The sequence below is a fragment of the Bacillus sp. FSL M8-0256 genome, from assembly GCF_038005765.1.
GTDB classification, from domain to species: Bacteria; Bacillota; Bacilli; order Bacillales; family Bacillaceae; genus Bacillus; species Bacillus safensis.
Map to the genome: position 1 here is coordinate 3,892,736 of NZ_JBBOTU010000001.1, position 21,339 is coordinate 3,914,074.

The following is a 21,339-nucleotide window of genomic DNA, read 5'->3' on the forward strand; positions in this document are numbered from 1 at the left end:
TTTGCCCAAAAAGCTTCTGTAAAAATCCCACCTGTATTCCCCACCTTATTTAAAATTGACGACGATACCATAAAGCCGCAGCATCGACTTCTTCTCTCGTTAGCTGATGTCCTCGATTTTCCCAATGAAGTGTAACCGATGCGCCTGCACCCTGGAGCAATTGCTCCAGCTCCTGTGATTCCTCTGGACGGCACATTGGGTCATTTTCACCAGCTGCTATAAAGACTTGTTTCCCCGCTAATGAAGGCAACGAAACCCCGCGTCTTGGAACCATTGGATGATGCAGGATAGCTCCTTTTAAAGCATCCCCATAATGGAATAACAAGCTTCCAGCAATGTTTGCCCCATTGGAATATCCGATAGCCACCACATTGTGACGATCAAACCCATATTCATCAGCTGCTTCGCCGATAAATGTATATAGTTCCTCTGTACGCTCAATCAAATCCTGCTCATCAAATACACCCTCTGCCAAACGTCTGAAAAAACGCGGCATGCCGTTTTCTAATACATTCCCTCTCACACTAAGAACAGATGCATCAGGGTCTACTATCTGTGCAAGCGGCAATAAATCTTCTTCCGTCCCGCCAGTTCCATGCAGTAATAACAGGACAGGTCTTTGTTCATTCTTTCCTTTTCGAAAAAGATGCTTCATCATGAATCTCCTTTCCCTTTAACTTCTCTCACTTCAATTGGCAGTACAATTTGTTCAATCTGACTGCGCTGTGCCTCATATTGCGGTGGCAGTTTCAATGCTTCACCCATTGTTTCCACTGATTCGTCGTGTGCAAACCCTGGGGGATCAGTAGCAATCTCAAATAATATGCCGCCAAGCTCTCTAAAGTAAATAGCATTAAAATAATTTCGATCTTGCACAGGTGTCACTTGATACCCGCTTTGTGCAATATGTCTTTGCCAATCTAATTGATCCTGATCATCTGTTGCTCTCCATGCAATATGGTGCACAACTCCAACACCCATACGTCCTCGTGGAACAGGTGTGATGTTCACATCAATGACATTGCCTATTTCACCAAACGAACGGAATCTCACATAGTCTCCTTCTTCTCCGACTCGTTCAAGTCCCATCGTTTGCTCTAGCAGCTGCATTGTTTGCTCCGGCTGCGAAGTTAATAAAACAGCTCCGCCAAATCCTTTAATCGCTACATCTGGTGTGACACCGTTAAATGTCCACCCGTTTTGCTTTCCTTCCGCACGCTCTACTAGCTCAATCAATAAGCCGTGTGGATCTTCAAATGAGAGAAAAGCTTCCCCAAAACGTTCAACCATTTCATAAGAGACATTAAACTGCTCAAGACGATCCTTCCAGAAAGAAAAAGCGCCTGTCGGTACGACATATGTCGTCACGCCCACTTGCCCTGCACCAATTTGACCTTTTTGTGCCCCCGGCCAAGGGAAAAACGTAATAATGGTCCCTGGAGAGCCGCCTTCATTTCCAAAATATAAATGGTATGTGCCCGGATCATCAAAATTCACGGTCTTCTTCACGAGACGAAGTCCTAAAACACCTGCATAAAAATCAACGTTCTCCTGAGGATGACCGACAATAGCTGTAATATGGTGAATTCCTTCTGTTTTTTTCACTTCTAATGACCTCCTAATCATGAAGTAATAAGCCTCTATTCATTATGTCTTTACTGACGTCTTTATATTATCTCGAATTCGAGATATTAGATCAAAAAAATATATTTATCTCGAATTAAGGATATGATGTTTTTAAGTAAATGTCAATGATTTTTGTTTTTCTTTTAAAAAAGCAGAGCTGTTTTGCATGAAACAGCCCTGCTTTCCCTTGATTATTTCAACAATTTTTTCTTTTTTAAATAGGCCTTCGCTACCTGAAATGCATCCTTCCCCTTCACATTGACTTCATAATTCATTTCTCTCATCTCATCGTCTGTGATTTGACCCGCAAGCTTATTGAGAGAGGTCTCAATCTCAGGGAATTCAGTTAATGTCTCCTGCCTGAGCAGCGGTGCTCCTTGATATGGCGGGAAAACATGCTGATCATCATGAAGCACCTTTAATTTGTATTGTCTCAATTCACTGTCTGTCGAATACGCATCGACTAAATTGATATCTCCTTTTTGAATCGCACGATACCGTAGCTTCGGCTCCATCGTCACAACATCGTCAAAGGAAAATTGATAGGCTTTTTGAATGCCTCGATACCCATCCTGACGATCAGAAAACTCTAAGGTGAATCCAGCTTTTATGCGGTTTTTGATCTTACCTAGATCTGAAATGTTGGACACTTCATATTGATCAGCCAGTGACTGCGGCACGGCTAAAGCATACGTATTGTTGTATGCCATGGGCTCAAGAAGACGAAGCTGAAAGGACGATTCCAATCCACGCCGCGCTTGCTCATACACTTTTCTTTTATCTGTGCTTTTTGCTGTTTCTTTGAGGAATTCAGAAATCGCTGTACCCGTAAACTCAGGATAAATATCGATATCACCAGAGCGTAAAGCCTGGAAAACAAAGGACGTCTTACCAAGACCGGGCTTCAGGTTCACTTGAATATCTGTATCCTGTTCAATTAAAAGCTTATACATCGAGATCAAAATCTCAGGCTCTGATCCTAACTTCCCGCCAATAGTGATTTCTTTCTTTTCTTGCTGAAACAGCGAGGGGGCAGCGACAACTGCTCCTGCAATCAGAGCAAAAACAGTCACAGAGATCACAGTCTTTTTAAAGGAAATTTTCTCAAAGGTACGCAGCACCACATCAAATAGTAGAGCCAGTAAGGCAGCTGGTATCGCACCAATGACAATGAGAGACATATCATTTCGATCAATTCCCAGCAAGATTAAGCTTCCTAATCCCCCAGCCCCGATCAGTGCTGCCAGAGTGGCGGTCCCCACAATGAGTACCATCCCGGTTCGGATACCCGCCATGATGACTGGCATGGCAAGAGGAAGCTCCACCTTTAATAACCGTTTGCGATGATTCATCCCCATAGCAAGCGCCGCTTCTCTCAGAGAAGGATCAACCTCCTGAATGCCTGTATATGTATTTCTTAAAATAGGGAGTAGGGCATAGACCACAAGCGCAATAATCGCAGGTACTTGCCCAATCCCCACAAGAGGAATCAACAAGCCAAGAAGTGCGAGCGACGGAATCGTTTGTAAGACGGCCGTCACCCCGATGATCCACTCCGCTAGCTTTGGAACCCTCGTTAAATAGATACCTAATGGAATAGCAATCAAAATCGCTAAAAATAAAGCAATAAAAGAAATTTGAATATGCTCAAGTAAGGCGTGTCCCAATTGTTCTTTGCGTTCCCATAACACACGGGTCCAATCATTCATGTGACTCGCCCCTCTCTTTAGGAGAATCAGCTAAATACTGAATCACTGCTTGACGATTCACTAGTCCAATCCGCTCTCCATTCTTTTCAACAGCCAATTCCTCGTGCTTTGCCAATTGAGACAAGACTTCATCCAATGGGGCATCTGCTGAGACCGCCTCATAGGGTAAAAGAGCTTCGTGGGCTATCGGTTGTGCCAAGGTTTCCAGCTCAAAAGCTTGATGTCCCACATGACGGGCAGCCCCTGAAACAAACTCCTGTACAAAGGCATTGGCTGGATGTTGAACCAACTCCTCAGGACGTCCGATCTGCACTGCTTTTCCTTCATTCATCACACAAATCCGATCACCCAGCTTCATAGCTTCCTGCATATCATGCGTCACAAAAACAATGGTTTTTTGTATACGGCGCTGCAAATCAAGCAGATCATCCTGCAATTTCTCCCTCGTTAGTGGATCTAACGCACTAAAAGGTTCATCCATCAGGACGATCTCAGGATCAGCTGCAAGTGCACGTGCCACACCGACACGCTGCTGCTGTCCACCAGAGAGCTCTGCTGGCTTTCGATGCCGATACATAGCAGGATCAAGCCCGACCATCAACATGAGTTCATCGACACGCTGATTGGTCTCATTCCGGCTCCATTGTTTAAGCTCTGGCACCACAGCAATATTTTCTTCTATGGTCATATGAGGAAAAAGCGCAATTTGCTGCAAAACATAACCGATATCCCAGCGCAGCTCATACATATCATAATCACTTATTTTTTGACCCTTTATGTAAATCTCACCTTCTGTAGAAGAAATGAGGCGATTGATCATTTTCAATGTCGTCGTTTTCCCGCTGCCACTAGGTCCAATCAATACAAAAAACTCACCTTTCTGAATCTCCAAATCAACGGATTGAACGGCATAGCGCTCATCAGAAAATTGCATCGATACCTTTTTAAATTCAATCATCTTCCCACGCCCTGACTGCAATTATTTTCTAGACTATCAATATGACAGATCAACCACATATTTGTATAGAATAAACTGTCACTTTTACATACTTCCCTTCGGTTGAGTGTCAAAAACAACTCTAGCAAAAATAGATGAGATTCACAGTGGGGAAAATAAAAAAAGCGAAGAGCTCGGGGCTCTCCGCTTTTAAGTCAACGACTTACTCACCAGTAACGTATGGAAGTAATGCCATTTGACGTGATCTTTTGATCGCTAAAGTCAATTTACGTTGATACTTAGCGCTAGTTCCTGTTACACGACGAGGTAAAATTTTACCACGCTCAGAAACAAACTTTCTAAGAAGATCAACATCTTTGTAATCGATGTGCGTGATACCGTTAGAAGTAAAGAAACATACTTTACGACGTTTCGCACGACCGCCTCTGCGTCCACCTGCCATTTGTTTTCACACCTTTCCTTTAGTCATTTTTTTCAGATCAATTAGAATGGCAAATCATCATCGGAGATGTCAATCGGTTTACCATCGTTCGCAAATGGGTCATCATTAAAGCTATTTCCCTGATTACGATTTTGGTTGTTTTGATTGCCATATGGATTTTGACTTGGTTCATTTCCAAATGGATTCTGATCGTTTTGGCTACCGCCATAATACTGGCCTCCGCTATTGCCACCGCCGCTGTATCCACCTGAACCAGCACCGCCGCTCTTAGGCTCAAGAAATTGAACACTTTCAGCTTGAACCTCTGTCACGAAGACACGCTGTCCTTGCTGATTTTCATAGTTTCTTGTCTGCAAACGACCGTCTACACCGGCAAGACTTCCTTTTTTCAAGAAATTAGCCACGTTCTCGGCTTGTCTTCTCCAAGTAACACAGTTAATGAAATCGGCTTCACGCTCTCCAGATTGATTCGTAAACGTACGATTCACAGCTAGAGTAAACGTGGCTACAGCCGCACCATTAGGCGTGTAGCGAAGCTCAGGGTCTTTTGTTAGTCTTCCGACCAATACAACACGGTTTAGCATATTGAAAGACCACCTTTAAATATATATTTCAATGATTTATACTTCTTCTTTAACAACAATGTGGCGAATGATATCGTCACTGATCTTAGCTAAGCGGTCAAATTCTTGAACTGCTGCAGCGTCAGATTGAACGTTTACGATTTGGTAGAAACCGTCACGGAAATCGTTGATTTCGTATGCAAGACGACGTTTACCCCAATCCTTTGTTCCAGTGATCTCCGCACCGTTAGAAGTTAACACGTTATTGAAACGCTCGATAACTGCTTTTTTAGCCTCATCGTCAACTGTTGGGCGGATGATGTACATAACTTCGTACTTTCTCATCTGATTGCACCTCCTTTTGGTCTAAGCGGCCCTAAACGGGCAAGGAGCAATAAATTATATTACTCACAATTGTATATTATAACAAATTACTTGGCCTATGACAAGAACCTATACATTAAAACGGAAATGAATGACGTCTCCATCTTTCACTACATATTCTTTACCTTCTAGACGAACTTTTCCTGCTTCTTTAGCAGCAGACATGCTTCCGCCAGCTAGTAAATCCTCATACGCAACCGTTTCAGCACGAATAAATCCACGCTCGAAGTCTGTGTGAATGATTCCAGCACATTCTGGCGCTTTCATTCCTTTTTTAAATGTCCAAGCGCGTACCTCTTGCTCACCTGCTGTGAAATACGTAGCTAATCCTAGAAGAGAGTAAGATGCTCTAATTAGCTGATCAAGCCCTGACTCATTAATACCAAGCTCTTCAAGGAACATTTGCTTCTCTTCTCCTTCAAGCTCTGCAATTTCAGACTCGATCTTCGCACAAACGACGATAACTTCAGCGTTTTCACCAGAAGCAAACTCACGGATTTGCTGCACATATTCGTTGCCCTCATGATCCGCTACTTCATCCTCACTCACATTTGCTACATAAAGGACTGGTTTAGATGTGAGTAAATGAAGCTGTTTCACAAGCTTTTGCTGCTCATCAGTAAATTCTACAGATCTTGCCGATTTCCCAGCTTCAAATGCGTTCATTAGCTTCGACAAAATCTCAAATTCAGCTACTGCTTCCTTGTCCTTTTGTTTTGCAAGCTTACTCACACGAGCTAAACGTTTTTCAACTGTTTCTAAATCAGCCAAAATCAATTCGAGATTAATCGTTTCAATATCTGCCACAGGATCAACCTTACCAGCTACGTGTGTAATGTTATCATCTGCAAAAGCTCTGACCACGTGACAAATCGCATCTACTTGTCGAATATGAGAAAGGAATTTATTCCCTAAACCTTCACCTTTAGATGCACCTTTGACAATACCCGCAATATCAGTGAATTCGAAAGCAGTGGGAACTGTCTTTTTCGGCTGCACCAATTCTGTTAGCTTTTGTAAACGCTCGTCAGGAACTTCTACAATTCCGACGTTTGGATCAATGGTACAAAACGGATAGTTAGCAGACTCCGCTCCAGCCTGTGTAATTGCATTAAATAGCGTTGACTTCCCGACGTTAGGTAAGCCAACAATACCAGCTGTTAAAGCCATTCTTTCATCTCCTCTATATCAAACGTGCTCGTTATACTGCGTAATATGAACCTAGAGCAATTATAAGTAGGTTTACATGAAAAGACAAGCTAACCATCATGCATTTTCAATAGAAGAAACATCGTTAAAAAGAATAAATCAATGCTTCAAAACGAGATAATGCACCTGGCTTTGCTGTAGAAAAGACAAATTTAATAAAAAAAGCATGAGGCCTACTTAAGCAGTTGGCTCCTCATGCTTGACGAGAATTTTCTTCATTTTTCGTTCAAAATCTCTTCTTGGGATCATCACGCTGTGTCCGCAGCCTTCACATTTAATACGGATATCCATGCCCAAACGAATGACCTTCCACCGATTGGCACCACATGGATGGGGCTTTTTCATTTCTACAACATCATGTAACCCAAACGCTTTGTCTGCCATCAGCCTTCACCTCTCCTTGCTCACTTCATTGAATCTATTGTACAAAAAAACGGCGATGAAGGGCAATGCACAAAACAAAGAGTCTCTTTCAATCGTTCATCCTATTCTTTTTTAGAGAAAAAACCCTTCTTTTAGATCATTTTATTTGTGACCAATAGTTACTTAAACTCCGTTTTTTTTCAATATTGTCACAAACACTGTAGGTCAAAAGGTTTTTATTGGTAGAACGCGGTGGTTTTTCCATATTTTTTGATTTATGATATCTGCATAAATGTTATGTGAGGGAGCAGGTACGATGGTCAATCGAAAGGATAGATTAACTGATAAAGAATATAAAATCATATCCGATCATGCTGGAAATATCGACAATTACCAGCAGCACCATACGATAGAAATTGGTCAGCAAACACTCACTGTCCACGATTTTCTAAAAATCGACCAAAAATTATATGGTTTAACGATGCAGCCGGAACAATCAGATGAATTCATCGTCGCTTTTCACTGTCCGCTGCCACATCAAATGAGGGTGACATCTAAGCAAGATGTACACAACGCGGCACAGTCTTTGCTCAAAACAGACTATGCCTATCCAATTGAAAGAAAGTCCCTTGACGGCAATCAAGACCATGTCTTTTTTAAAGGGAAGGAATACATAGAGAAAGTCTGTCAGAAGCATCCGAATGCAGGTATCCACCTCACTGGACAAGCACTTGCCGGTGCTGTTTGTGCTTATATTGCAACAGAACAGCCAGCAGTCAAAAAAGCCGTTACCTTTGACAGCCCAAATATATGGAGCAGCCTATCGCCTTCGATTCAGCAAAAGGCGCAGCAAGGTCAATATAAACGCATGTTGACTGAATATATTCAGCCTAGTCATTACGTCGGTTTACTCAATCGTCATGATCAAGGAGTTGGGCAAGTCAAGTACACCGTACCTCCACGGCAGCAAGACTCAGTCCAAGAATCCGTTAAATACAAAAAAAGGGAAATTGACACCTTTTTAAAATCAGCTTTTGCATCTATGAATATAGAATGGAACGAATCCTTTGATACAAATGCTTTTTTAGCTCTCGTTTCAGGTGAATTCAAAGCAAATGGATATTCGTTCCATCCAAATGGGTCTGCCCGTATTTTAGATGAACAGCTTGATCATAATACAAGTTTTACAGCCATGCTGCTGCAAGAAATTCATTCTGGACGTGCATATGCACAAAGCGGACTTGAAATTATCATAAAATCCCATTTACTAAAAAATTCATCCTATGATCTGCAAAGCATTATTGAACATGAAGTGCACACTGTATTTGAAAAAATCGATGGAATTGATGAAAGTGTAAAAGACGCCGTCCATCATGTAAAACAAGAGCTTAAAGGACTCGTAGGCTTTGGCCACTATGATTTATTAAGTCATAGTGATGTGGAAGCACTGGTAGACGAAGTGAGGATGGAACAGTCGCATTCCTCCTTTTATTCACACGAAAAACAGCTGAATGCCTTGTACACCCTGAGGGATTACGAACAAGAGCTTTCTGCTCTTTCAAGACATATGTACACAATGGGTGATGACTACGCCAAGGCAGATAGACGCCTTGCAATGCAAATGGGTATTCATTAAGAAAGGAGTCATCGCATGATCAATCAAAATAAGCCTCCTAGTGACGCCCAGCGTTTCTTGCAAAATGTGAGTGCCCGCCGCTCCATGTCTGTATTCGAAAATCAATCGGCACCACACACACAAACACAGTCTCCAGAAGAAATGGCCGCCATTCAGGCCATGCGCAGAGAAGGACAGCGAAAGGATCTAAAACGGCTGCTCAAAATGCGGCTGCACGACGAATTAGCAAATACTCGCGTGCACTTGGAGTATCAATTGGCTAAAACAGAAGACATGATAAACCAGACGACCATTGTCAAACAACACATTTCCCAGCATTTAAAGGGACAGGCCATTTCAGAATTAGAGGATCGCCTCCAGCGTCTCAAGCAAATGCCTGTCTATGATGATATCAAAGAAGCTATTGATTCAATTCAGATCAAATAAGCACAGCTCTAAAAAAGAGAGGTGCTTATTTTGTTTTATCAATATAATTTTTAGGACGAGAAAATATCTTTTTACTTAAAATCGGATACAGCATTAAACAGACGAGCAAATAAAGATTCAACAAACTATAAATTGGATACAAGAAAGCAATCAAATCAGCAAATCCAAGAGATGTTAAAGGAGCCATCAAAAGAAGCATCACCAATACAACCAGCCAGCGAGGCATTCGTACAAAAGAAAGCATCCGGCTTGATAATCCAAATAAACCTGCTGCCGTCGTCGTATAAATTGCTAGACAAAGGACAACGGTCATAAACACAAATAAAGAAGTCGGCGCCCCTTCTAATACTGTAAACAAAGGAATTCCCTCTGATGAAAGGCTTCCAGAAATATCAACCAGTATTTCGTTATACACATACGAGATGACACCAAAAATAAGACCGCTTAATATACTCGCCACCTTGGCTTCCCCAAGCCCCTTCATTTCTTTCCCAACCGAAGACAGCACTGCCACGACAGATAATATATTCAAAGAAGCAAAGACAATGCTGGCAGGCCAATTGTACTGCTGCCCAAAATCAATACGCCACATATGATCATGATTCATATAATAAAAAACAAACGCATAGATGAGCCCCGCCACCAAAATTGGTATAATGAAAGCATTCACAGATAAAAGCCCTTTCACATCCCAGAAAAAAATCATAAATGAAAACAAACAAAACGCGCCGATGCCAATCCAAAAAGGCACATGATACATCTCAAGAGTCACCCCGCCGCCGGCAATCATGACCGTCGTTGTCGTGAATAAATATAGGACAATTAAAACGTCATACACCTTAGCCAGCCATGGACCGACAAGCCGTTCCAGCACTGGAACAAAGTGATCGGCACGCACCTCATAACTGATTTTTAACACCACATAGGTAGAGAGCATAAACATCAATGTAAACAGTAGAATGGCTAGTCCGCTATCAATGCCAAAAAACTGCCAAATTTCCTGGCCGGAAGCATATCCCGCTCCTATTAAGCTTCCTAAAATTAAAAGCGTCCACCTTGAACCAGCCTTCCACACAATCATCACCTCATAGGTATAGAATTAAGCTTGTTTCCGTATACTGTTACTAACTACTATGACAAGGAAGTGAGACCTATGAATAGCAAGAACGGTCTTTTTTTTAGAAATAGGGTAAAAGAATACGTGTCCCATACGGATACAAACGCCATTCAACAGCTTAAAAGTATTTTATTCTCGCATCTTCAGAAAGCAGGAAAAAGACCCGTTGCCATCGTCTGTATTGGAACAGACCGCTCAACTGGCGACTCTCTAGGTCCACTTGTTGGTACAAAGCTTTCAGGTCTGGATTTGAAAAAGCTTCATGTATATGGAACACTCTCTGACCCAGTGCATGCGGTCAATTTAAAAGAAAAACTCGCTGAAATTGAACAAGCTCATAAACACCCGTTTATTGTAGCGGTTGATGCCTGTTTAGGAAGAGTGAAAAGTGTCGGTTCCTTCCAAATTGGTGATGGTCCGTTAAAGCCTGGAGCTGGTGTCCAAAAGGAGCTGCCAGAGGTAGGAGATATTCATATTAATGGGATCGTCAATGTGAGTGGTTTCATGGAATACTTCGTCCTCCAAAACACACGTCTTCATCTTGTCATGTCTATGGCCAATACACTTTCTGAAAGTCTATCTCACATTGACCAAATGGATTGGACGAGAGAAAAAAGCCGGTCTCTCTTCACCCCTATTCAAAATATCACTGGAAGAATATAAAAAAGACCATCTCATATCAAGATGGTCACTCTGATGATTCCCTCGTAGAAAGCAATTCAAGGATTCTTTCTAAATCTTCATTCGAGAGGAATTCAATCTCAATTTTCCCTTTTTTCTTCTGTTTCTTGATCGTCACGGAAGTACCAAAGTAGTTTTGTAAGAAAGACTCTCTTTCTTTCAACACTCGATCCTTTGGTGCTTCTTTTTTCTTTGTTTCACGTGGAACATTTTCGTTTAACTGCTGAACAAGTTTTTCAACCTGTCGTACGTTTAACCCCTCATCCACGATTTTCTTTACCAAAGGTGCCAGCTTCTTTTTGTTCTTTAAGCTGAGCAATGTGCGGCCATGTCCCATTGATAACGTTCCATTTGCAATCAGCTTTTGGATGTCATCCGGTAAAGTCAACAGACGGAGATGGTTCGCAATATGCGGTCTGCTTTTCCCTAATCGCTTCGCTAATTCCTCTTGCGTCACACTTAGATGATCCAGCAAGGAAGCATATGCTTCCGCTTCCTCTAGTGGAGATAGATCCTCACGCTGTAGATTTTCTAAGAGGGCAATTTCTCTCATCAGTGTTTCTGAAAACTCTCGAACGATTGCAGGAATTGTTGTCAGACCAGCTTGTTGTGCTGCGCGGAAACGGCGTTCTCCTGCTACTATGTCATATCCTTTAATCGATTTACGAACAATGATCGGCTGTAAAACCCCGTGCTGCTGAATCGATTCTTTCAGATCAGACAATGCATCATCATCAAACGTTTTCCTTGGTTGATACGGATTCGGGCGCAAATCCTTTAATTTGATTTCTTCAACCGTTTCTTCATTTGAGTCTACATTGTTAAATAGTGCATTAATACCCTTTCCAAGACCTTTAGCCATTCGCATCCACTTCCTTTGCTAAGTCTAAATAGACATCTGCACCTCTTGAACGTGGATCATACAAGATAATCGGCTTTCCATGACTAGGCGCTTCACTCAGCCTCACATTTCTCGGAATGACGGTTTGATAGACTTTATCTCTAAAGTACTTCTTCACTTCTTCGATTACCTGAATCCCAAGGTTTGTTCGGGCATCAAGCATTGTCAGCAAGACACCTTCAATGGCAAGATCGGTATTTAAATGTTTCTGCACGAGACGAACTGTGTTTAACAATTGGCTCAATCCTTCAAGCGCATAATATTCGCACTGAACTGGTATTAAAACGGAATCGGATGCAGTTAACGCATTAATCGTCAGCAGTCCAAGTGATGGCGGGCAGTCAATAATCATATAATCATAATTCTGCTTAACAGATTCAAGTGCTCTCTTCAGCCTCACTTCACGTGAGATTGTAGGCACAAGCTCTATTTCAGCCCCTGCAAGCTGTATTGTCGCAGGAATGACATCAAGATTTTCGACCTCTGTCGTCTTAATCACATCAAGAACATCTGCATCATCAACTAAAATATCGTACACACACTTTTCTACGTCGGCTTTCTCAATCCCAATACCACTCGTGGCATTGCCCTGCGGATCAATATCAACTAACAACACTCGTTTGCCTATGTATGCTAAACACGCACCCAAATTAACAGAAGTTGTCGTCTTCCCGACGCCGCCCTTCTGGTTGGTAATCGCTATGATTTTCCCCACGATGTCACCCACTTTCAACTTAACAAGTTTCTCATTCATTCATACTTTCTATTCTATCAAAAAAAGTATGAAACGTTTGCTTTTTTTGTTTCCCTATTATAAATTCGTCGGTGAATGTGCCTTTTCGTACATAAAAGGACGAATGAAAACGCACCGAAAAAGTATATTGATATATCTTTTTGGATGCCTAAATTCAATTGTACGGCATTTGCTCACAAGACTGGGTTATTGTTTGTCCACAAGTCATAGTTCTTCGGATCAGCTTCAGCAATCATCAAGGGGATCGTTCCCTCTTGGTGCGAATGTTGTACAGTCACTTCTTTAGATATAACGCTTTGTTTCATCATGTTTTTATCATTTCATTTGCAAAAGCAAACAGTAAATAACAAATGATAACAAAATGATAATAAAAAGATTTACAAAAAAAGCTGACGAGAGGCGCTCATCAGCTTTTTTCTATTTAGGAATTCGAATCGTTAATTGGATATATTCCTCAAACTCTTCTTCCTCGGTATTTATTTTAAGTCCGCTGTCTTCTACCATGTGGAGAGACTGACGAATGGTATTCATCGCAATTCGTGTATCACGACTAAACGCCTTACGTTTTGGCTTCGGTTTGCGATCCGTTTTTTGTTCAAGCATCTTCACTACACGCTCTTCAGTCTGTTTCACATTCAACTGCTTTTCGATGATTTCCTGCAATAGCGCGATTTGTAATTCTGGAAGCTTTAGGGGCACAAGTGAACGTGCATGCCTTTCAGAGATTTTTTTCTCTAAAATGGCTTGTTGTACCTCTTCAGGCAACTTTAAAAGTCTTAATTTGTTTGCAACAGTTGATTGTCCCTTGCCTAAACGCTGAGCAAGCGCCTCTTGTGTTAAATCATGAAGCTCTAAAAGACGTGCATAAGCATGAGCCTCTTCAATAGAAGACAGCTCTTCTCTTTGCAAATTTTCAATCAATGCCACAGATGCCGTTTCCGTATCAGTAAAATCTTTTATAATAGCGGGGATTTTCTCCCATTGAAGAGTCTGTACCGCCCTCCAACGTCTTTCGCCGGCGATCAGTTCATATTTTCCTTCTTCTTCTGTTGGTCTAACAACAATCGGTTGGATAATGCCATGGGTATGAATCGTCGTGGCCAGCTCTTGTATCTTTTCTTCTGAAAAAATGGTGCGTGGCTGAAAACGGTTTGGCATAATTGTGTCGACCGGGAGCTCCTGTATCTCTTCCTTTAATGTATCATGCTCAGCAATCTCTGCCTCTATTTCGGTTTCACGCTCAGGATGTTCTTTGTCTCCAAGCCCGAAGAAGCGTGAGAGTGAATGCTTCATGAACCTACACCACCTTTAAAAACTACCTTTTTATAATTCTATTTTCTCATGTTTTTTCCTTCTGTAAAATCATAAATATTGAAGAAAAAACGACCTTTTACATGATCAACCTTCTATTGGTGATTTATTAGGTGTTCCTGGTTTTCTAGGATATTTTTTTGGTGTTTGCTTTTTCTTTTCAATGACAATGATGTTCCGTTCGCTTTCTTCTAAAGGAAGAACAAAGGAATGCTTTTCAACAACCTCTCCTCCGAGAACTGTGACAGCTTTTTTCCCTGCTTGCATTTCTTCATCAGCGGCAGATGCTTTTAAGGCAACAAACAATCCTTCTTTTTTCACTAGAGGCAGACATAGTTCGCTCAAGACGGATAAACGTGCAACTGCTCTAGCAGTGACAAGATCATAGCTTTCACGCTTTTCCTTACGTTGTCCAAACGTTTCCGCACGATCATGATAAAAAGTAGTATCTTGTAAGTTTAATCCTTTTGCTAACTCATTGAGAAACGTAATTCGTTTCTGAAGAGAATCAACAATGGTCACATGTAGATGAGGGAAACAAATTTTAAGAGGAATGCTTGGAAAACCAGCACCAGCTCCAATATCACAAATCGTCGTCAATTTGTGAAAATCAATAAAAAATGCTGCTGATATTGAATCATAAAAATGCTTTAAATACACTTCTTCCTTTTCAGTAATGGACGTTAAATTCATTTTCTCGTTCCATTCTACAAGCATGCGGAAGTAGGTTTCAAATTGTTCAAGCTGCACAGGAGAAAGAGTGATCCCTTTCTCCTCTAGTGCTGCTGTAAATTGTTCAATGTTCATGCCGACATCCTTTCTATTCTGCTATCTTCGCAATACGCCCCTGCTCTAAATATACTAAAAGGATAGAAATATCAGCAGGGTTAACGCCTGAAATACGAGAAGCCTGTGCAACAGAAAGCGGTCGGACTTCTTTCAGCTTTTGTTTCGCTTCAGTTGCAATCCCTTTGATGGCGTCATAATCAATACGATCAGGAATCTTTTTGTTCTCCATCTTTTTCAGTTTTTCAACTTGCTGGAGTGACTTTTCAATATAACCTTCGTATTTAATTTGAATCTCTACCTGCTCACACACATCAGAAGGAAGCGGTGTTTCAGCAGGAGCTAATTTCACAACAGATCCATAATTCATTTCCGGGCGCTTCATTAAATCACTTGCACGAATGCCGTCCTTCAACTCACTTCCACCGAGTGAACGAATAAATTCTTGAGTCTCTGCTGTAGGTTTAATGATGACAGAATATAAACGTTTTTTCTCTGCTTCAATGGCTTCTTTTTTCTGCTGGAATGCTTGGAATCTTTCTTCAGAAATTAATCCAATTTGATAGCCAAGTTCAGTTAATCTTAAATCAGCATTGTCATGACGTAGAAGTAGACGATACTCAGCACGTGATGTCAAGAGACGGTATGGTTCATTTGTTCCTTTTGTGACAAGGTCATCGATGAGGACACCGATATATGCATCAGATCGGCTTAAAATGACTTCTTCTTTACCTAATGCTTTTCTTCCTGCATTAATACCTGCCATAATCCCTTGACCTGCTGCTTCCTCATAACCAGACGTACCATTAATTTGGCCGGCTGTATATAATCCAGAAATTTTCTTCGTCTCAAGTGTAGGCCACAACTGAGTAGGCACAATCGCATCATACTCGATGGCATAACCCGCTCTCATCATTTGAACATTCTCGAGTCCTGGGATGGTTGAAAGCATGCGCTGCTGTACATCCTCCGGAAGACTTGTAGACAATCCTTGAACATAAACTTCCTGTGTATTACGACCTTCTGGCTCTAAGAAAATTTGATGTCTCGGTTTATCATTGAAACGAACCACTTTATCTTCAATGGACGGGCAGTATCTAGGGCCAGTTCCTTTAATCATACCTGAATACATTGGAGAACGGTGAAGATTCTCATCAATAATTTGATGAGTCTCTAAACTCGTGTATGTTAACCAGCATGGCAGCTGGTCAGTAATATATTCAACCGTTTCATAGGAGAATGCCCGCGGGACATCATCACCTGGTTGAATTTCTGTTTTACTATAGTCAATCGAGTGGCTATTCACTCGAGGAGGTGTTCCTGTTTTAAAGCGAACCAAATCGAATCCTAGTTCTGCTAAATGATCCGATAATTTAATGGAAGGCTGCTGGTTATTTGGACCACTTGAATACGATAAGTCTCCTAAAATGATGCGGCCTTTTAAGAAAGTCCCTGTCGTTAATACAACAGACTTTGCACGATAGTTAGCCCCCGTTTGAGTAACAACACCTTTACATTCATTATCTTCTACAATTAAATGATCTACCATACCTTGCAGCATTGTCAGGTTTGGTTCATTTTCCATTGTTTTTTTCATTTCATGCTGATATTGGAACTTATCTGCTTGCGCTCTTAACGCACGGACAGCAGGTCCTTTCCCCGTATTCAGCATGCGCATTTGAATATGCGTCTTATCTATATTTCGCGCCATTTCTCCGCCTAGAGCATCAATTTCTCTGACGACAATCCCTTTTGCGGGGCCGCCTACGGACGGATTACATGGCATAAAAGCAACCATATCGAGGTTGATAGTCAATACAAGTGTTTTGGCGCCCTGTCTTGCAGAAGCAAGAGCAGCCTCAACTCCAGCATGACCGGCACCCACGACGATTACGTCATAATTGCCAGCTTCATAACCCATTTCTTATGTTCCTCCCTTTACTTTCCTAAACAGAATTGAGAGAATAACTGATCAATCAAGCTTTCATGAACAGCATCCCCAATAATTTCACCCAGCTGTTCCCAGCAGCGTGTTAAATCTATTTGAACTATGTCGATCGGTACGTCCATTTCAATTCCTTCAAGAGCATCCTCAATGGATTGTTTTGCTGCCTGAAGAAGGGCAATATGCCTTGTGTTACTTACATACGTTAAATCTCCACTTTCAATTGAACCCGTGAAGAATAATGATTGAATCGCAATTTCGAGCTCATCAATCCCCTTTTCTTGTAATAATGATGTAGTAACCACCGGACGATCCTTCGCTAACTGCTTGACCTTTTCGATATCAAGCTTAGGCTCAAGATCTGTCTTATTCACGATCACGATGATATCCATGCCTGAGACGGCCTCAAATAGTTTGATATCCTCTTCTGACAATTCCTCGCTATAATTGAGCACAAGTAAAATCAGGTCAGCTTCTTTTAAGACCTGTCTAGATCGTTCAACCCCTATACGCTCAACAATGTCCTCCGTCTCACGTATACCCGCAGTATCGACTAAACGAAGCGGTACACCTCTAACATTTACATACTCCTCAATGACATCTCTCGTTGTTCCAGGAATATCTGTTACAATCGCTTTTGTTTCCTGTACAAGACTATTCAACAAGGAAGACTTCCCAACATTCGGTCTTCCAATAATGACAGTGGATAAGCCCTCGCGAAGTATTTTCCCCTGCTGAGAAGTCGTTAGCAGTGACTCAATTTCCTTTTTCACTGATGTTGCCTTTTCAACTAAAACTCGATGCGTCATTTCTTCAACATCGTCATACTCAGGATAGTCAATATTAACTTCAACATGAGCCAGAGTTTCCAATATCTCACCGCGAAGTCGTTTAATCAAACCGGAGAGTCGTCCCTCCATTTGAGTAATCGCTACATTCATCGCACGATCTGTCTTTGCACGAATCAAATCCATTACCGCTTCAGCCTGTGAAAGATCAATTCTTCCATTTAAGAAAGCTCGTTTTGTAAACTCACCTGGCTCCGCTAATCTTGCTCCTTCTCTTAAAGCAAGCTGCAGTACTTTATTGACCGTTACAATTCCGCCATGGCAGTTAATCTCAATAACGTCTTCTCTCGTAAATGTTTTTGGTGCTCGTAATACTGACACCATGACCTCTTCTATGACTTGCTCAGTGCTAGAGTCCACAATATGACCATAATGAATCGTATGTGAAGCCACCGATACAAGTTTTTTCTCCTTAGGACCTTTATACATCCGATCAGCAATCTGTACCGCATCAGGCCCGCTTAAACGAATAATCGCAATTGCTCCTTCACCCATCGGTGTAGAAATTGCTGCAATTGTATCCATCACTCATTCACCTCTTTCTCTACTTAATAAACAGTCTGTTATCTATTAAATGGACATTGTCCATCTCTATATCAAAAACGCTTAATCCAAAATTTAAAGATACCATAAATGAAAGCGAAGTGAAAGTATCCCATATCTAATTATCCACAGCTTTGCATCTTATCTATTTTAACACTTAACTTATTCACATGTGAATAACGACGTTTGAAACTTGTCTTCACATCTTACACCTAAATCCAATAAATTTAAACGCCCTGATCCCTATACTTACTTGTTAAATTGGAGTTTTGCACCCATATCACACACTCATTTTTTAGAAATAGAGGATGAATCCTCTATAAAAAGCAATTTTTCAATAAAAAAAGACTAAAATCCAGCTTTGCTGAATCTTAGCCTTTCTGCTATTTTTTATACAGCACCACAACATGACGTTTGCTGCCTGTATCTTCAGATGCCGTTGCAAGTTCTTTAGAGAATGCAGCAATCGCATCATGAACAATTTTTCGTTCATTCGAAGGCATTGGTTCTAAATGAACCTTTCTCTTCGTTTTTAAAACCCGATTTGCTGTTTTGACTGCATATTGTTCAAGTGCTTCTTGTCGTTTCTTCCTATAATCGCCAATATCAATTGTTATATGATGATACTGATCAGAATAACGATTAAACACTAGCTGTACCAACGTTTCTAAAGAGTACAATGTTTGGCCTCTTTTTCCAATCATTAATGACGTTTTATCTCCATCAATGTGGAAAGAAATCTTTTTCGGTTCCTGTTTGGAAATAATCTTTGCTTTAGGATCAATAGACTTAACAATTTTATCTAAATACTGTGTAGCTAATTTAAGTGCATTCATCTTTTCTACTAACTTGACCACAGCTTGTCTTTTACCAAATAATCCTAAAAACCCTTTATTTCCTTCATCTACTATTGTGATTTCTACTTCTTCTTGTAGTAGCTGAATTTGTTTAAGTCCGGAATCTACTGCTTCTTCGATTGTGCGACCGACAGCAGTTATTTCCTTCATTTTTTATTCCCGCCAGCTTTTTCTTTTGTATCTACTTTTACTTGAGGTGTTTTAATCACCAATGTTTGAATGATCATGAAAATGTTACCTACAACCCAGTACAATGAAAGTGCTGCTGGGAAACTAATTGCAAACACAACGATCATAATCGGCATCACCCATAACATGATAGCCATTTGAGGGTTGTCCGAAGGATTTCCAGCCATCATCAGCTTTTGCTGAATGAAAGTAGCTACACCCGCAATAATCGGTAATAGGAACAATGGATCTGGGCTGCCTAAGTCAAACCATAAGAATGTATGCTTTTTAATTTCTGCTGTTCTCATAATTGCATGATAGAAACCAATAAGGATTGGCATTTGAATTAAAATTGGGAAACAGCCTGCTAACGGATTGACGCCATTTTTTTGAAAAAGGGCCATTGTTTCCTGCTGAAGCTGCTGCTGTGTTTTTTGATCTTTAGAACTATATTTTTCACGAAGCTTTTTCAATTCAGGCTGTAATGCTTGCATCGCTTTTGTACTTCTTAACTGTTTAATCATTAATGGTAAAATAAGCAAGCGAATTAGCAGTGTCACAATAATAATCGCTACACCATAGTTTTCACCAGTTAAGTTTGCCATGTACGTGATTAATTGAGATAGCGGGTAAACAATATAAGAATTCCAGAATCCCTTACTATCTGATGTAATTGGTTCATTGATCTGTGTACATCCTGCCAATAAAACCAATACGCCAATCAAGCTAAATATTAGTAATAATCGCCTTTTCAACAAGATTCCTCCCATTACTTCAAACTTTATTTAAGTTGGAATTGATTAAGAAAGTGACTCACCTAATCAGTATGGTAACATTTTTTCTTTGCAAAGTGGTGGTTTCATTTTAATTCACTAGATGAAGGAAGCGCTTTTAAAAATTGATTCAACGAAAGTTTCTATTACGAAGACTTTTTCGGTTGTTGTTGATAAACAGCGGATTTTCTAAATAAATGTTGGAGAGACTTCTTTGTTTCTTCAAAGGTCAATTCACTCGCTGGTTTTCGTGCAATGACAATGTAGTCTTTTTCTTGCTTTAACTTATGGCCTTCCTCTAAAAACACCTGACGAATCAGACGTTTAATTCGGTTTCTAATCACTGCATTACCAATCTTCTTACTGACAGACAATCCTAGACGCAGTTCAACTTGATTTGGCTGATCCAGCTGGTAAATAACGAATTGGCGATTTGCCATTGATTGACCTTTTTTGAACACCTTTTGAAACTCTTCATTTTTTTTTAGCCTGTTTCGCTTCTTCATGTTTTCTTCCACTCCGATAAAAACTGACAGTTCATTTACGATTTTATGTAAAAAAGACCACTGACATTATTCAGTGGCCTAAGCTGATAATTTTTTTCTACCTTTGCTGCGGCGTCGCTTTAAAACTAGACGTCCGTTTTTAGTACTCATACGGCTGCGGAAGCCATGAACTTTACTACGCTTACGGTTATTTGGTTGAAACGTTCTTTTCATTTATGACACCTCCCTGAGGAATAGCTGTTTAAGACAGTCTAACTCATTATATTTGTGTAACCCATCGATTGTCAATATCAATGATAAAACTCTTATTATCAACCTTATAAGCATAACATAAGTTATCAAACGAAGAAACCTTCTTTTTTAGTTTCCAGCATTTTATTCTTTTTTTCCTCCTAAAAAACCTTCAAAACAAGAATGTGGATATTTTTCCGGCATATTTAGACTATCCACACCCATTATCGACATTTTTTTCACACAAATAACCTGTGTGGATAATTATTTTTCAACAGGATGTAAAGTGTGTGGATAAGTTTGTGACACCCATTGCACCATCTTGTTTATTTTGATATTATATTTGTGTTTTAACTCTTAATTACTTATCTGGCCTTTTTATATTATCCACAATTTGTGGATAACCTGTGGAAAGTTATTACACAGCCTGTTGAATTGTTTATCCACAGCTTGTGTAATTTGTCGAAAAGACGTTTTTCTACTATATTAATTGTTTTCAACAATGTATGTGCACGAATGGTGATGACCATTTGCTCTTTTTCGTGTTCTATAACAGTTTGATACTGGTCATTTTAAAAAGAAAAGGAGGGGGGAGAGGCCTT

Annotated in this window: 23 protein-coding genes; 3 read left to right on the forward strand and 20 right to left on the reverse strand. The window is 40.6% G+C overall.

Annotated elements, in window-relative coordinates; genetic code table 11:
* Positions 1 to 49: 49 nt before the first annotated feature.
* The 9 genes from NSQ76_RS20035 to NSQ76_RS20075 all read right to left on the reverse strand — a co-directional run bounded on the left by NSQ76_RS20035 (position 50) and on the right by NSQ76_RS20075 (position 7,275).
* Complete coding sequence (locus NSQ76_RS20035; RefSeq protein ID WP_034622294.1) at positions 50 to 658, reverse strand: alpha/beta hydrolase; 609 nt, start codon at positions 656 to 658, stop codon at positions 50 to 52.
* On the reverse strand, positions 655 to 1,626 hold the full coding sequence (locus NSQ76_RS20040) for a ring-cleaving dioxygenase (RefSeq protein ID WP_341055731.1): 972 nt from the start codon (positions 1,624 to 1,626) through the stop codon (positions 655 to 657). The genes NSQ76_RS20035 and NSQ76_RS20040 overlap by 4 nt, the downstream gene beginning before the upstream one ends.
* Positions 1,627 to 1,817: 191 nt before the next feature.
* Positions 1,818 to 3,335: an osmoprotectant update ABC transporter permease/substrate-binding subunit OpuFB gene (gene opuFB / locus NSQ76_RS20045; protein ID WP_197202608.1), complete on the reverse strand. Its 1,518-nt coding sequence runs from the start codon at positions 3,333 to 3,335 to the stop codon at positions 1,818 to 1,820.
* Entirely contained in the window at positions 3,328 to 4,293 is a 966-nt protein-coding gene (locus tag NSQ76_RS20050; RefSeq protein WP_135033153.1) for an ABC transporter ATP-binding protein, read from the reverse strand. Before NSQ76_RS20050 ends, opuFB begins: the two co-directional genes overlap by 8 nt.
* Before the next feature lie 202 nt (positions 4,294 to 4,495).
* On the reverse strand, positions 4,496 to 4,735 hold the full coding sequence (gene rpsR / locus NSQ76_RS20055; protein ID WP_008359105.1) for a 30S ribosomal protein S18: 240 nt from the start codon (positions 4,733 to 4,735) through the stop codon (positions 4,496 to 4,498).
* Between the two features lie 41 nt (positions 4,736 to 4,776).
* Positions 4,777 to 5,319 (reverse strand): single-stranded DNA-binding protein SsbA, encoded by a 543-nt coding sequence (gene ssbA / locus NSQ76_RS20060; RefSeq protein ID WP_007497456.1) that lies wholly within the window; start codon positions 5,317 to 5,319, stop codon positions 4,777 to 4,779.
* 36 nt (positions 5,320 to 5,355) lie between these two features.
* Positions 5,356 to 5,643 (reverse strand): 30S ribosomal protein S6, encoded by a 288-nt coding sequence (rpsF, locus tag NSQ76_RS20065; protein WP_024424058.1) that lies wholly within the window; start codon positions 5,641 to 5,643, stop codon positions 5,356 to 5,358.
* Positions 5,644 to 5,751: 108 nt separating this feature from the next.
* Positions 5,752 to 6,852, reverse strand: coding sequence for a redox-regulated ATPase YchF (gene ychF / locus NSQ76_RS20070; protein ID WP_024424059.1), 1,101 nt, complete (start codon positions 6,850 to 6,852; stop codon positions 5,752 to 5,754).
* 216 nt (positions 6,853 to 7,068) lie between these two features.
* Positions 7,069 to 7,275 carry a DUF951 domain-containing protein gene (locus tag NSQ76_RS20075; protein WP_008347561.1) on the reverse strand — a complete coding sequence of 69 codons (207 nt, stop codon included), beginning with the start codon at positions 7,273 to 7,275 and terminating at the stop codon, positions 7,069 to 7,071.
* A gap of 295 nt (positions 7,276 to 7,570) precedes the next feature.
* On the opposite strand from NSQ76_RS20075, the gene NSQ76_RS20080 reads away from it, so the two are divergent.
* Positions 7,571 to 8,890 carry a hydrolase gene (locus tag NSQ76_RS20080; protein WP_341055736.1) on the forward strand — a complete coding sequence of 440 codons (1,320 nt, stop codon included), beginning with the start codon at positions 7,571 to 7,573 and terminating at the stop codon, positions 8,888 to 8,890.
* Positions 8,891 to 8,905: 15 nt separating this feature from the next.
* On the forward strand, positions 8,906 to 9,316 hold the full coding sequence (locus tag NSQ76_RS20085) for a hypothetical protein (RefSeq protein ID WP_024424061.1): 411 nt from the start codon (positions 8,906 to 8,908) through the stop codon (positions 9,314 to 9,316).
* Between the two features lie 25 nt (positions 9,317 to 9,341).
* Here the strand turns inward: NSQ76_RS20085 and NSQ76_RS20090 are convergent, their stop codons facing one another.
* The gene (locus tag NSQ76_RS20090) at positions 9,342 to 10,397 is read right to left on the reverse strand and encodes a YkvI family membrane protein (RefSeq protein WP_080652961.1); all 1,056 of its coding nucleotides are present in this window, start codon (positions 10,395 to 10,397) and stop codon (positions 9,342 to 9,344) included.
* Between the two features lie 72 nt (positions 10,398 to 10,469).
* Here NSQ76_RS20090 and yyaC point away from each other — a divergent pair, with 72 nt between their 5' ends.
* Positions 10,470 to 11,096, forward strand: a complete 627-nt coding sequence (gene yyaC, locus NSQ76_RS20095; protein WP_024424063.1) for a spore protease YyaC — start codon at positions 10,470 to 10,472, stop codon at positions 11,094 to 11,096.
* Between the two features lie 25 nt (positions 11,097 to 11,121).
* Here yyaC and NSQ76_RS20100 read toward each other — a convergent pair whose 3' ends face one another.
* From NSQ76_RS20100 to rpmH, 10 genes are all read right to left on the reverse strand, one after another.
* On the reverse strand, positions 11,122 to 11,976 hold the full coding sequence (locus NSQ76_RS20100; RefSeq protein WP_024424064.1) for a ParB/RepB/Spo0J family partition protein: 855 nt from the start codon (positions 11,974 to 11,976) through the stop codon (positions 11,122 to 11,124).
* Positions 11,969 to 12,730: a sporulation initiation inhibitor protein Soj gene (soj, locus tag NSQ76_RS20105; protein WP_008360890.1), complete on the reverse strand. Its 762-nt coding sequence runs from the start codon at positions 12,728 to 12,730 to the stop codon at positions 11,969 to 11,971. The genes NSQ76_RS20100 and soj overlap by 8 nt, the downstream gene beginning before the upstream one ends.
* A gap of 456 nt (positions 12,731 to 13,186) precedes the next feature.
* Positions 13,187 to 14,062 carry a nucleoid occlusion protein gene (gene noc, locus NSQ76_RS20110; RefSeq protein WP_024424067.1) on the reverse strand — a complete coding sequence of 292 codons (876 nt, stop codon included), beginning with the start codon at positions 14,060 to 14,062 and terminating at the stop codon, positions 13,187 to 13,189.
* 105 nt (positions 14,063 to 14,167) lie between these two features.
* Positions 14,168 to 14,887, reverse strand: coding sequence for a 16S rRNA (guanine(527)-N(7))-methyltransferase RsmG (gene rsmG, locus NSQ76_RS20115; protein WP_251232306.1), 720 nt, complete (start codon positions 14,885 to 14,887; stop codon positions 14,168 to 14,170).
* 13 nt (positions 14,888 to 14,900) lie between these two features.
* On the reverse strand, positions 14,901 to 16,787 hold the full coding sequence (gene mnmG, locus NSQ76_RS20120; RefSeq protein WP_268414880.1) for a tRNA uridine-5-carboxymethylaminomethyl(34) synthesis enzyme MnmG: 1,887 nt from the start codon (positions 16,785 to 16,787) through the stop codon (positions 14,901 to 14,903).
* Positions 16,788 to 16,804: 17 nt separating this feature from the next.
* The gene (gene mnmE, locus NSQ76_RS20125; RefSeq protein ID WP_025093668.1) at positions 16,805 to 18,184 is read right to left on the reverse strand and encodes a tRNA uridine-5-carboxymethylaminomethyl(34) synthesis GTPase MnmE; all 1,380 of its coding nucleotides are present in this window, start codon (positions 18,182 to 18,184) and stop codon (positions 16,805 to 16,807) included.
* A 401-nt stretch (positions 18,185 to 18,585) separates the two neighbouring features.
* Positions 18,586 to 19,209 carry an RNA-binding cell elongation regulator Jag/EloR gene (gene jag / locus NSQ76_RS20130; protein WP_197173063.1) on the reverse strand — a complete coding sequence of 208 codons (624 nt, stop codon included), beginning with the start codon at positions 19,207 to 19,209 and terminating at the stop codon, positions 18,586 to 18,588.
* Positions 19,206 to 19,988, reverse strand: a complete 783-nt coding sequence (gene spoIIIJ / locus NSQ76_RS20135) for a YidC family membrane integrase SpoIIIJ (protein ID WP_087976621.1) — start codon at positions 19,986 to 19,988, stop codon at positions 19,206 to 19,208. The genes jag and spoIIIJ overlap by 4 nt, the downstream gene beginning before the upstream one ends.
* Before the next feature lie 158 nt (positions 19,989 to 20,146).
* Positions 20,147 to 20,506 (reverse strand): ribonuclease P protein component, encoded by a 360-nt coding sequence (rnpA, locus tag NSQ76_RS20140; RefSeq protein WP_024427652.1) that lies wholly within the window; start codon positions 20,504 to 20,506, stop codon positions 20,147 to 20,149.
* Positions 20,507 to 20,584: 78 nt separating this feature from the next.
* A complete protein-coding gene (rpmH, locus tag NSQ76_RS20145) occupies positions 20,585 to 20,719 on the reverse strand; it encodes a 50S ribosomal protein L34 (protein ID WP_073208224.1) in 135 nt (44 codons plus the stop codon).
* Positions 20,720 to 21,339: the final 620 nt, after the last annotated feature.